Source organism: Xanthomonas sp. SHU 199, from assembly GCF_000364665.1.
GTDB lineage: Bacteria > Pseudomonadota > Gammaproteobacteria > Xanthomonadales > Xanthomonadaceae > Xanthomonas_A > Xanthomonas_A sontii.
Window position 1 is genome coordinate 1 of the sequence record NZ_AQOI01000178.1, and the last position, 11,998, is coordinate 11,998.

Annotated in this window: 9 protein-coding genes; 4 read left to right on the plus strand and 5 right to left on the minus strand. The window is 69.0% G+C overall.

What is annotated here, in order from left to right; genetic code table 11:
* Positions 1–318, minus strand: a 318-nt coding sequence (locus tag D183_RS24220; protein ID WP_255325523.1) for a sigma-E factor negative regulatory protein, incomplete at its 3' end; no start/stop codon positions are given.
* Positions 315–935, minus strand: a complete 621-nt coding sequence (rpoE, locus tag D183_RS0107565; RefSeq protein WP_010340494.1) for an RNA polymerase sigma factor RpoE — start codon at positions 933–935, stop codon at positions 315–317. The genes D183_RS24220 and rpoE, both read right to left, overlap by 4 nt.
* 239 nt (positions 936–1,174) lie before the next feature.
* Here rpoE and D183_RS0107570 point away from each other — a divergent pair, with 239 nt between their 5' ends.
* Complete coding sequence (locus D183_RS0107570) at positions 1,175–3,238, plus strand: 3-hydroxyacyl-CoA dehydrogenase NAD-binding domain-containing protein (RefSeq protein ID WP_017908471.1); 2,064 nt, start codon at positions 1,175–1,177, stop codon at positions 3,236–3,238.
* 397 nt (positions 3,239–3,635) lie between these two features.
* On the opposite strand, the gene D183_RS0107575 is transcribed toward D183_RS0107570, so the two are convergent.
* From D183_RS0107575 to D183_RS0107585, 3 genes are all read right to left on the minus strand, one after another.
* Positions 3,636–4,643, minus strand: coding sequence for a cation diffusion facilitator family transporter (locus tag D183_RS0107575; protein WP_017908472.1), 1,008 nt, complete (start codon positions 4,641–4,643; stop codon positions 3,636–3,638).
* Positions 4,644–4,926: 283 nt separating this feature from the next.
* A complete protein-coding gene (locus D183_RS0107580; RefSeq protein WP_017908473.1) occupies positions 4,927–5,538 on the minus strand; it encodes a DUF4142 domain-containing protein in 612 nt (203 codons plus the stop codon).
* Between the two features lie 156 nt (positions 5,539–5,694).
* Positions 5,695–6,702 (minus strand): YeiH family protein, encoded by a 1,008-nt coding sequence (locus tag D183_RS0107585; protein ID WP_039726507.1) that lies wholly within the window; start codon positions 6,700–6,702, stop codon positions 5,695–5,697.
* Between the two features lie 102 nt (positions 6,703–6,804).
* Here D183_RS0107585 and D183_RS0107590 point away from each other — a divergent pair, with 102 nt between their 5' ends.
* The 3 genes from D183_RS0107590 to D183_RS0107600 all read left to right on the plus strand — a co-directional run bounded on the left by D183_RS0107590 (position 6,805) and on the right by D183_RS0107600 (position 11,918).
* Positions 6,805–7,698: a LysR family transcriptional regulator gene (locus tag D183_RS0107590; RefSeq protein ID WP_017908475.1), complete on the plus strand. Its 894-nt coding sequence runs from the start codon at positions 6,805–6,807 to the stop codon at positions 7,696–7,698.
* Positions 7,699–8,023: 325 nt separating this feature from the next.
* The gene (locus tag D183_RS0107595; protein WP_026144280.1) at positions 8,024–10,726 is read left to right on the plus strand and encodes a TonB-dependent receptor; all 2,703 of its coding nucleotides are present in this window, start codon (positions 8,024–8,026) and stop codon (positions 10,724–10,726) included.
* Between the two features lie 16 nt (positions 10,727–10,742).
* The gene (locus D183_RS0107600) at positions 10,743–11,918 is read left to right on the plus strand and encodes a glycoside hydrolase family 53 protein (RefSeq protein WP_026144281.1); all 1,176 of its coding nucleotides are present in this window, start codon (positions 10,743–10,745) and stop codon (positions 11,916–11,918) included.
* Positions 11,919–11,998: the final 80 nt, after the last annotated feature.

Below are 11,998 nucleotides of genomic sequence, written 5' to 3' on the forward strand. Positions count from 1 at the left end.
GGCGGCGCTGGCCGCATCGGCACGCGCGGCCTGCTGCGCTTCGGCGGCCACCGCCTGGCGCACGCGGGCGCTGAAATCGCTGGGCGCCGGCACGCTGACGCGGCCGCGCAGGATGTCGCCGCACAGCTGCCAGCGCTCGTGGCAACCGGACAATTCCTCGTCGTGCTGCAGCCGGCGCAGCACGAAGCGCGCTTCGTCGGCCGGCAGTTCGCCGTCGATCAGCGCGGACAGTTGCTGCCGGTAGTGCAGCTCGAACTTGTCCGGCGCTGTGCTGTCGGGCGCCGGCACTGGCTTGGGAAAGGGCGTGCTATCGGTCATACGCGGTGTCGCTCACGGGTGGCGCTGTCGGTATCCAGCAGGGGACGGAGTTCGGCGTCGATGGCCTCGCGGGCGCGGAAGATCCGTGAACGCACGGTGCCGATCGGGCAGCCCATCTTCTGCGCGATGTCCTCGTAGCTCATGCCCTCCACCTCGCGCAGGGTGATGGCGGTACGCAACTCTTCCGGCAAGGCGTCGACCGCCTTCATCACCGTGCGTTCCAGCTCCTGGCGCATCAACTCGCGTTCGGGCGTGTCGGTGTCGCGCAGGCGAGTGCCGCTGTCGAACTGCTCGGCATCGAGCACATCGACGTCGTCGGTGGGCGGCCTGCGGTTGTGCGCGACCAGGTAGTTCTTGGCGGTGTTCACGGCGATCCGGTGCAACCATGTGGAGAACTGGGCGTCGCCGCGGAAACTCCCGATCGCGCGGTAGGCGCGGATGAAAGTGTCCTGGGCCACGTCCTGACATTCGCTCCAGTCGGCGATGTAGCGCCCGATCAGGCCGACGATCCGATGCTGGTACTTGCGCACCAGCACATCGAACGCCGCGCTTTCGCCGCGCTGCACACGCCGGACCAGTTCAAGGTCCAGCTCCTGGGGTGTTTCGACATCGGCCATAGCGGGCCGCACTCCTGTCAGCCCAACCTACGTCGGACCCTCTGACCGCCAATTCGGAAAAAAGTTCAGCGCCCCTCAGCGGATCGCCGCCCCACGACGTTAACCGGCGTTCCGTTAGGCTGGCGCAAGGCCAGCGGTCGCGGGACGCGCCTCAATTCCCCTGGATTGGGATTTGACGCGACGGAAACAACCTCTGGATGATAACGATCTTCTCCATACACAAGCGGATGGTCCTCCCCATGCTTTCAGGCTTCGACGGGCTCCGATTCAGTCACTGGCAAGCGGACATCCGCGGCGACGGCATCGTCGTGCTCAGCCTCGACCGCCAGGACGCGCCCGTCAATGCGCTGTCGCAGGACGTGTTGCTGGAGCTGGGCAATCTGCTCGAGCGCATCGCCATCGATCCGCCCAAGGGCGTGGTGATCCGCTCGGCCAAGGACAACGGCTTCATCGCCGGCGCCGACCTCAAGGAATTCCAGGAATTCGACCGCCGCGGCACCGTCAACGACGCCATCCGCCGCGGCCAGGCCACCTTCCAGAAACTGGCCGAACTGCCCTGCCCCACGGTCGCGGCGATCCACGGCTTCTGCATGGGCGGCGGCACCGAGATCGCCCTGGCCTGCCGCTACCGGGTGGCTTCCAGCGACGCCTCCACCCGCATCGGCCTGCCCGAAACCAAGCTCGGCATCTTCCCCGGCTGGGGCGGCAGCGCGCGCCTGCCACGGCTGATCGGCGCGCCGGCGGCAATGGACCTCATGCTCACCGGGCGCACCGTGTCGGCCTCGGCGGCGCGGGCGATGGGCCTGGTCGACAAGGTCGCCGCGCCGGCCGTACTCACCGATACCGCCGTGGCGCTGGCACTGTCCGGCAGCCCCCGTCCCTTCAAGCAGCGCGCCACCGCCTGGGCCACCAATACCTGGCCGGCGCGCAAGCTGCTGGCGCCGCAGATGCGCAAGCAGGTGGCGCGCAAGGCACGCAAGGAACACTACCCGGCACCGTATGCGCTGATCGGGGTGTGGGAACGCAGCGGCGGCAGCGGCATCCAGGCGCGCCTGGACGCCGAGCGCAAGGCGGTGGTCAAGCTGGCCAGCACCCCGACCGCGCGCAACCTGATCCGCATCTTCTTCCTCACCGAGCGGCTCAAGGCGCTGGGCGGCAAGGACCACGGCATCCGCCACGTGCACGTGGTCGGCGCCGGGGTGATGGGCGGCGACATCGCCGCCTGGTCGGCCTACAAGGGCTTCGAGGTGACCCTGCAGGACCGCGAGCAGCGCTTCATCGACGGCGCGCTGAGCCGCGCCGGCGAGCTGTTCGCCAAGCGGGTCAAGGACGACAGCAAGCGCCCGGCGGTGGCGGCGCGCCTGAAGGGCGATTTGGCCGGCGACGGCGTGCCGAGCGCCGACCTGGTGATCGAGGCGATCATCGAGAACCCGCAGGCCAAGCGCGAGCTGTACCAGGCGCTGGAACCGCGCATGCAGCCGACCGCGCTGCTCAGCACCAACACCTCCTCGATCCCGCTGACCGAACTGCGCGAGCACATCCAGCGCCCGGCGCAGTTCGGCGGCCTGCACTACTTCAATCCGGTGGCGCAGATGCCGCTGGTGGAGATCGTCTGCCACGACGGCCTGGCGCCGGAGAACCAGAAGCGGCTGGCCGCCTTCTGCAAGGCCATCGACAAGCTGCCGGTGCCGGTCGCCGGCACCCCGGGCTTCCTGGTCAACCGCGTGCTGTTCCCGTACATGCTGGAAGCGGCCACCGCCTATGCCGAAGGCATTCCCGGCCCGGCGATCGACAAGGCCGCGGTCAAGTTCGGCATGCCGATGGGCCCGATCGAACTGATCGACACCGTGGGCCTGGACGTGGCCGCGGGCGTGGGCGCCGAACTGGCACCGTTCCTGGGCCTGCCGATCCCGGCGGCGCTGCAGACGGTGGAGCCGGGCAAGCGCGGCAAGAAGGACGGCCAGGGCCTGTACGCCTGGGAGAACGGCCGCGCCAAGAAGCCGGAACTGCCCAAGGACTACCGTGCACCGGACGATCTGGAAGACCGCCTGATCCTGCCGCTGCTCAACGAAGCGGTGGCCTGCCTGCACGAGGGCGTGGTCGCCGACGCCGACCTGCTCGATGCCGGCGTGATCTTCGGTACCGGCTTCGCCCCGTTCCGCGGCGGCCCGATCCAGCACATCCGCGCCGCCGGCGCCGACGTGCTGCTGGCGCGCCTGCGCGCCCTGCACACGCGCTACGGCGAGCGTTTCGCCCCGCGACCGGGTTGGGAGTCGCCGGCGTTGCGCGAACCGGTGGTGTGAGGCGCGCGCACGCCTTCTGTAAGCGTGCGTCAGGGCACCTCCCAGAACGACGGGTCGCGCCCCTTGGTAGCGGCTTCAGCCGCGGCGGGCGTTTCCCGGCAAGACCCGTCGCGGCTGAAGCCGCTCCCACGCGATCTTGCGGCGAATTCGCCGGGCGTACTGTGGGAGGGACTTCAGTCCCGACGCATTACGCCATCGGAAAGCGTGGCCGCTTCGCCAGGCGCTGCTGCATGACAGGTGATTCCCACAAAGCAAGCTGCCCGTAGCTTGATTGTGGGGAAAGCAGGTCGCTGCAGGCGCCCTTCAGTCGCACTCGGCATTCCAGGTGCGCGCGGACGACAAATCCCAAACCAGAACAACGCCGCACCTGCACGAACGCCGTTACGCAGCCGTGCTGCTAATGCGAATGCCCCTGCATGTGGCCGTGCCCATGTGCGGGGTGGGCATGATCGTGATCGTGGTCCTCCTGACCATGCGCGTGATGATCGTGACCACCACCCTCGCCCGCCGCCGGCGTGCCGCACGGGGTGGCGCCGCAATGGCCGGCTTCCATCTGCAGGGTGATGTGATCGATGCCGAACTGCGCATGCAGGCCATCGCACAGCGCGGCGCGCACGGCATCGGCGTCACCGCCGTCGGCGACCACCACATGCGCGGTCAGCGCCGGCGTGCTGGAGGCCAGCGCCCACACGTGCAGGTCGTGCACGCTGGCCACGCCGGGCGCGGCCTGCAGATAGCCGCGCACCGCGCCCAGATCCACGCCCTTGGGCACGCCTTCCAGCAGCACGTTGATCGCCTCGCGCAGCAGCACCCAGGTCCGCGGCAACACCCACAGACCGATCAGCACCGCCAGGATCGGATCGATCAGTTTCCACCCGGTGACGCGGATCGCCAGCGCGCCGACGATCACCGCGACCGAGCCGAGCATGTCGCTCCACACTTCCAGGTAGGCGCCCTTCATGTTGAGGCTCTCGCCGCTGCCGGCCTTGAGCAGGCGCATCGAGATCAGGTTGATCAGCAGGCCGAATGCGGCGATGCCGAGCATGCCGACGGTGGCGATCTCCTGCGGTTGGCGGAAGCGCTGCACCGCCTCCCACAGGATGTAGCCGGCCACCACGAACAGCAGCACGCCATTGACCAGCGCGCCCAGCGCCTCCAGCCGTGCGTAGCCATAGCTGCGCTTGGCATCGGGCGGGCGCCGGCTCAGCCGCACCGCGATCAGCGCGATCATCAGCGCCAGCGTGTCGGTGGCCATGTGCGCAGCGTCGGACAGCAGCGCCAGGCTGTTGGTGAGGAAGGCACCGGCCACTTCCACCACCAGGAACAATGCGGTGAGGCCGAGCGCCCACCACAGGGGCTGCTCGTGGCGGATTTCGGTGGGGGCGTGGCTGTGATCGTGTCCCATGGGGCGACCGGGCGGCGATGCAGAGGATGATGGCCGCTACCTTAGACCGCCGTCTGCGCGGAGACTATTACACCGTTCGACAGCGGCACATGCTCTCGTGCACTCGCGCAGCCGATTGACCGCAAGGGGATACGGCAACCAGGCACACCGGACGCCGAGGACATGAAGTCTGGTCGCTGTCTGCCCTGCCACACGCTGGCCAAGGAAAAGGCTTGAGAAGCTCCCTCGCACGCGACTCATGAAAGCGCGGATCTCGGCATGGCGGCCGAGACCCGCACAACGATCAACGGGCCGGCGCCGCCGATGGCGCGCCAGCGCTCTGCAACTGCTGCGCCTTGGCCAGGTGCTCGGCCACATGGGTACGCGTGGTGCGCAGATGCGCGACCACGTCCGGGGTCTTCGCGGCCGGGATCAGGGTGCTGTCGAGCATCTGCAGGGCGGCCTGATGATCCTTGACCATCGCCATGACATAGGCCTGCTCGAAGCGATCGCCGTCCAGGGCCTGCAGCTTGCCGGCCTCCGCCTTGGCCTGCTGCATCTGCTGCTGCGCCGGTGCCGCCTTCGCATCAGGACCCCACGGCGCGATCTTGGCATTGTTGTCGGCGTGCTCCTTGACCATCTGCATGGCGTAGTCGCGCACCGGGCCCTTGACCTGCTTCTGCAAGGCCAGGTTGCCGGCGTTGATCTCGCTGGTGTTGATCGCCGACAGCACGCCGAGCGCCTGCTTTTCGTTGAGCGCGGACGCGCGCGCGCCTTGCGCGCCCTGCATGCCGGTCGACGTCTGCGCGGCAGAGGTCGACGGCGTTTGCTGCTGCATCGCGCCGGGATCGGTACTGCCGGCCTGGCCGGACGTATCGGTCTGCGCATGCGCAAGGCCGACGCCGAGAACCGACATCAGCGCCAGAGAGAACGCGGAACGGGAATGACGCATGACAATCTCCTTTGCATGGCAGGTATCACCATGCTCCGCGGCCTTTCGTGAGCGCTTGGTTGAACGTGGGTGCAGGCGATGCGAAATGCTGCAGATGCACGTGGACTGCGGCGCCCGCGCCTACGGCAACCAGCGCAGCAGCAATACGCTGAGGCTGGCCAGCGCCAGCAGCGAGAGCGTGCCGGCCGCCAAGACGCGGCCGCCGGACGCAAGCACCGTGCGCAGATTCACCGACAGGCCCAACGCGGCCATCGCCACCAGGGTGAACAGCAGCGACAGCGACTGCGCCGCTTCGATGAGCAACGCAGGCAGCACGCCCAGCGCGCGCAGGCCCATCATGCCGACGAAGCCGAACACGAACCACGGCACCAGCGCGTGCGCCGGGCGCCGCTGCGTCGGCGATCCACCACGCACCAGCCCCAGCAGCAGCATCACCGGCCCGAGCATCAGCACCCGCATCAGCTTGACCAGCGCCCCCACCTGCGCGCTCAGCGCGCCCACCGGCACGGTCGCCGCCAGCACCTGCGGCACCGCGTACACGGTCAGGCCGGCGAGGATGCCGTAGTGGCGCTGGTCCAGGCCCAGCACGGGCACCGCCAGCGGCAACAGCAACACCACCAGCACGCCCAGCGCCGCGGTGAAGGCGATCGCTGCAGCGACATCCTCGGAGTCGGCGTCGATCACCGGCGCCGCCGCCACGATCGCTGAATTGCCGCAGATCGCATTGCCGCACGCGACCAGCGTGGCCAGTCGCGACGGCAGGCCCAGCGCGCGACCGATGCCGTAGCCGATGGCGATCGCCAGCAGCACCACCGCGGCGATGGCGCCCAGCAGCAGACCGCCGGCCGCGCCGATGGCGCCGATCCCGACCGAGGCCCCAAGCAGCACGATGGCCAGTTCCAGCGGCAGCTTGGCGGCGAAGGCGATGCCGGCGTGCGCGGACGGCGGCAGGCGCCACGCTGTGCGCAGCAGCGTGCCGAGCACGATCGCGAACACCAGCGCGTCGATCCAGCGCCGGCCCAGCCACTGCAGTTGCGCGCGCTCGGCCAGCCAGGCCAGCGCCGCCACCGCGATGGCCAGGGCCAGGCCGGGCGGCAAGGTGGAAGGTCTGTGCAGTTGGGTGCGCATGGCAGCGATCCGGATCGAGTGGCCGCAGGTTGCGCCCGCAGACCGTTTCGATCCATCGCATAATGACGCACATTTCATTCGATCTGTCCAAACAGTCTTCGCATGACCCTGGAACAACTCGCCCTGTTCGTGGCGGTGGCCGAGCGCCAGCACCTGACCCTGGGCGCGCAGGCCGCGCATCGCACGCCCTCGGCCGCCAGCGCCGCGATCAAGGCGTTGGAGCAGCAGTACGGTGTGGCCCTGTTCGACCGGGTCGGTCGCGGCCTGGCGTTGACCGCGGCCGGTGCGGCGTTCTGCGCCGACGCCAAGGCGATCCTGGCGCGCAGCCGTGCGGCCGAACTGGCGCTGAGCGAGTGGCGCGGCGTGCTGCGCGGCACCCTCGACCTGCACGCCAGCCAGACCGTGGCCAGCTATTGGCTGCCAACCCGGCTGATGGCCTTCCATGCGCGCTATCCGCAGATCGAGATCCGCCTGAGCGTGGGCAACACCGACAGCGTGGCGCGCGCGGTGCGCGAGGGCCGCGCCGAACTGGGCTTCGTCGAGGGCCGCGTGCAGGCCCCCGAACTGCTGAGTTCGCCGCTGGGCCACGACCGGCTGCGCGTGGTGGCCGCACCGGATCACCCGCTGGCCGGGCGCCGCCGCCCCGGGCTGGCACGACTGGTCGCCGACAGCACCTGGATCATGCGCGAACCCGGCTCGGGCACGCGCTCGGCGTTCGAGGCGGCGCTGCGCGATGCAGGCATCGCCCCGGAACGCCTGCGCGTGGCCCTGTCCCTGCCCTCCAACGAAGCGGTGCTGTCGGCAGTGCAGGCCGGACCCAGCCTGGCGGCGATCTCGCAGCTGGCCGCGGCGCCGTGGCTGGAGAGCGGCCGCCTGCAGCCCCTCGCCGTGGCCCTGGGCGAACGCACCTTCCATGCCCTGCGCCACCGCGAACGCGGGCTGGGTGCGGCGGCCGCCGCCCTGCTCGACTTGCAGGCCCCATCCACCGCGGCCTGAGCCTCGCGTGGGCGACGGTAGACGCGGCGCGCGATATCCATTCCAAAACGAGATAGCCCTCGGCAAATGCTTCATTGGAATGGAATGCCTGTCGCTTCTATCCTCGTTTCCGGTCTCTCGCGCGCCAAGGCAGCGGAAGGGGAATGTCCGCGGCGCCGCCAGCAGACATGCCACGCACGCCCCGCCACGTCGACAGACACGCCATCGAGGACAGCGATCGGGACAGCCTGCAGCCCTGCATGACGCCCTGCCGATGCCTCCAGGACCGGGTTTTCCGGTCCACGCCAATTTGATCGGTCACTTTTTGTCCTGGGAGGGAACAAAAATGCCTTTGGAACAGTCCCGTCGCCCGGTCGGCCGGCGCGCGCACCGCCCTGCCGCCCGCACCCTGCTGGGCGCGGCCATCGTCCTGGCCCTGTCCGGCAACTTCGCCGCGCAGGCGCAGAGCACCAGCGCCGATCCGGCAGCCACGCCACCCGCCAAGCCCGACGCCACGACCGACGCCAAGACCGGCCAGCAACCGGTCACCCTGGACAACGTGATGGTGGTCGGCCAGCGCGCCAGTCTGGAACAGGCCGTGCAGGCCAAGCAGCTCGACGACCACGTGGTGGAAGTCATCTCCGCCGACAACATGGGGCAGATGCCCAACGTCACCGTGGCCGAGGCGCTGGTGCGCCTGCCCGGCGTCAACGGCACCCGCGACCGCGGCAACGAAAGCCTGGCCACCGTGCGCGGCCTCGGCCCGCGCATGACCATGGGCACGGTCAACGGCCGCGAGATCGCCTCCTCCGAACCCAACCGCGCGGTGCGCTGGGAAGTCTTCCCCACCGAGATCGTCTCCACCGTCAAGGTCTACAAGACCCCGTCGGCGGACCTGATCGCTGGCGGCATCGCCGCCACCGTGGACATCTCCACGATCAACCCGCTCGATCATACCGGCCCGACCTTCGTCGCCACCGCCGGCCCGGTCTACTACGACGAGGCCAAGGACGCGCGCGACTACTCGCCGTGGGGCCAGCGCCTGGGCGCGAGCTGGATCCACCGTATCAACGACAACCTGGCGGTCGCGCTCGGCGCCACCTACCAGAAGCAGAAGAACGCCGGCGTCTCGATCGGCAGCTGGGGCTACACCGACGCCAGCAACGCGCGCGACGTGGATGGCGACGGCAAGGTCGACTACACGCCCTGGGGCGCAGCCGATCAGCTCAAGCTGACCGAGCAGACCCGCACCGGCGCCATGGGCACTGTGCAGTGGCGCTCGGGCAACCTGGAACTCAAGCTCGACGGCCTGTACTCGCGCATCCGCATCGACGAGGACCAGCGCCAGAACTGGTTCAACAACCTCGGCTACAGCATCTACTCGGCCAGCAATCCGTACACCACCCCGGGCTCGTCCTACACCATCGTCGACGGCGACGTGGTCGCCGGTACCCTGGCCAATTCCAAGCTGCAGGTGGACCACGTCGTGGCCCGCTACGACGAGGTCAAGACGCTGGCGGCCGGCGGCCTCAACGCCAAGTGGCGCGGCGACGTGTGGACGCTGGGCAGCGACCTGTCGTTCTCGCAGGCCAAGCGCGACAACGACTGGCGTGCGGTGCGCTTCGGCAGCAACCCGGACACGGTGTCGTTCGACTTCCGCCATGGCGTCACCCCCACCATCAGCACCAGTTCCGACGCGCCGGAATGGGGCATCAGCGGCCAGACCGAGCCGCAGGCGCTGCGCGACCGCATCGCTGCGCTGGCGCTGAGCGCCAGCCGCGCGATCGAGGATTCGCCGGTCACCGCACTGGAGTTCGGCGCGCGCGCCTCACGCCGCGAGAAGCAGAACCGCCACTTCACCAGCTTCCAGTCCGGCTACAGCCAGCCGATCTCGGCCTACCAGGACCTGATCTACCCGGTGACGATGCCGGACCTGAACGTGCCGACCCTGACCGGCGGCGACCTGGACGCGATCGCCAAGCTCGGCTTCGGCGGCTTCGATCCGAGCCTGGCCACCGAGCAGCGCCTGGACCACTGGAACGTCGAGGAGAACGTGCGCGAGGCCTTCGCCAAGGCGGTGTTCAGTACGCAGTGGTTCGGCGTCGACGTCACCGGCAACGCCGGCGTGCGCGTGGTCCACACCGACACCGACAGCCATGGCTACGACACCGTCGGCGGCGTGGTGCAGCCGAGCAGCGCCGGCAAGACCTACACCGACGTGCTGCCCAGCGCCACGGTCAACTTCCTGATCGATCCCGAGCGCATCCTGCGTCTGTCGGTGGCCAAGGTGATGGCGCGGCCGCCGCTGGACGAACTGCGCACCGGGCGCGCGCTCGACGACCCCAACACCACCGTCGGCCAGCTCACCGGCAGCGGCGGCAACCCGCAGCTCAATCCATTCCGCGCCACCCAGCTCGACCTGTCCTACGAGTGGTACTTCCACAAGGAAGCGCTGGCGGCGCTGGCGCTGTACCGCAAGTGGGTGGATTCCAGCATCGGCTACAAGACCCAGCACGAGACCATCGACGGCCGCGACTACCTGATCAGCGGCCCGTTCAACGGCGGCGGCGGCTACATCAACGGTGCCGAGCTGACCTTCCAGACCCCGTTCTTCTTCATCCCGCACATGGAGAACTTCGGCATCTACTCGAACTACTCGTACGTGGAATCCAACCTGCACGAGTTCTCGCCGGCGGACAATCCGCTGCCGCTCAGCGGCCTGGCGCGCAACACCGGCACGCTGGACCTCTGGTACAACAACAACAAGTTCGAAGCGCGGATCGGCTACAAGTACCACAGCCCCTACACCGTGGTGTACGGCTGGAACGCGGCGCGGCTGGCGCGACTGGAGAGCGAAGGCACGGTGGACCTGAGTCTGGCGTGGCGCTACAGCGAGCACCTGGGTTTCAAGTTCCAGGTCGGCAACCTGACCAACGAACCGTTGCGCGCCTACAGCGACAACAAGCGCAACCGGCTGGCCAACCAGGACGATGGCGGCTACCAGCTGTTCGGCCGCCGCTTCGCCCTGGAAGCGACCTACACGTTCTGAGCCGGTGGAGACCCGCATGCGATCCAGACGCACCTGGCTGCCGGCGCTCGCGCTGGCCCTCGCCACCGCCCTCGCCGCGCCCATGGCCGGCGCCGGCACGCTGTACCTCGGCGCCGACCTGTCCTACGTCAACGAGATGGAGGATTGCGGCGTGCAGTACCGCGACCACGGCACGCTGCGCGACCCGTTCGAGCTGTTCCATGCGCACGGTGCCAACCTGGTGCGCGTGCGCCTGTGGAACGATGCGCGCTGGACCCGCTACAGCGACCTGAGCGACGTCAAGAAGACCATCCGCCGCGCACGCGCGAAGGGCATGCAGGTGCTGCTGGACTTCCACTACTCCGACGACTGGGCCGACGGCGAGAAGCAACTGATCCCCAAGGCCTGGGCCAGCATCACCGACCAGGACGAACTGGCGCGCACGCTGTACGGCTTCACCTACGACACGCTCAGCGCGCTGGACCGCGCCGGGCTGATGCCGGAACTGGTGCAGGTGGGCAACGAGAGCAATTCCGACCTGATGGACAGCCAGCCCTGGGACAAGCGCCGGCCGATCGACTGGACCCGCAACGCCAAGCTGTTCAACGCCGGCATCCAGGCGGTGCGCGACGCCGGCGCGCGCTCGTCGATCAAGCCCAAGGTGATGCTGCACATCGCCCAGCCGGAGAACGTGGAGCCGTGGTTCGCCGACGCCGCCAAGGCCGGCGTGCGCGACTTCGACTTCATCGGCATCAGCTACTACCGCAAGTGGTCGCGCGAGACCATGGACCAGCTCGGCGCCACCATCAAGCGCCTGCGCCAGCGCTATCCGGCCGAAGTGATGGTGGTGGAGACCGCCTATCCGTGGACGCTGGAAAGCGGCGACCCCTCGCCCAACCTGCTCGGCGCCGACTCGCTGATCAAGGGCTACCCGGCCACCCCGCAGGGCCAGCTGAACTACCTGGTCGACCTCACCCAACTGGTGGTCGACAACGGTGGCAGCGGCGTCGTGTACTGGGAACCGGCCTGGACCAGCAACACCTGCAAGACCCGCTGGGGCGTCGGCTCCTCGTGGGAGAACGCCAGCTTCTTCGATTTCCGCCACGGCAACGAACTGCTGCCCGGCATCGGCTTCATGCAGCACGCCTACCGACCGGCGCCGGCCACGACGACCGGCAAGGGTGCCGCGCCGGCGCAGGACGCGCAGCCATGATCGAACTGAGCCGCCGCGACCTGCTGCGCTCGCTGGTCGCCGGCGGCGTGCAGGTGGCGGTGCCCGGCGCCGCCGCGGCG

Bases quoted from the DNA above. Each gene is read 5' to 3' on its own strand.
- D183_RS0107595 (WP_026144280.1), top strand. From the start codon at position 8,024: ATGCCTTTGGAACAGTCCCGTCGCCCGGTCGGCCGGCGCGCGCACCGC.
- D183_RS0107600 (WP_026144281.1), top strand. From the start codon at position 10,743: ATGCGATCCAGACGCACCTGGCTGCCGGCGCTCGCGCTGGCCCTCGCC.
- D183_RS0107575 (WP_017908472.1), bottom strand. From the start codon at position 4,643: ATGGGACACGATCACAGCCACGCCCCCACCGAAATCCGCCACGAGCAG.
- D183_RS0107570 (WP_017908471.1), top strand. From the start codon at position 1,175: ATGCTTTCAGGCTTCGACGGGCTCCGATTCAGTCACTGGCAAGCGGAC.
- D183_RS0107590 (WP_017908475.1), top strand. From the start codon at position 6,805: ATGACCCTGGAACAACTCGCCCTGTTCGTGGCGGTGGCCGAGCGCCAG.
- D183_RS0107585 (WP_039726507.1), bottom strand. From the start codon at position 6,702: ATGCGCACCCAACTGCACAGACCTTCCACCTTGCCGCCCGGCCTGGCC.
- rpoE (WP_010340494.1), bottom strand. From the start codon at position 935: ATGGCCGATGTCGAAACACCCCAGGAGCTGGACCTTGAACTGGTCCGG.
- D183_RS0107580 (WP_017908473.1), bottom strand. From the start codon at position 5,538: ATGTCGGTTCTCGGCGTCGGCCTTGCGCATGCGCAGACCGATACGTCC.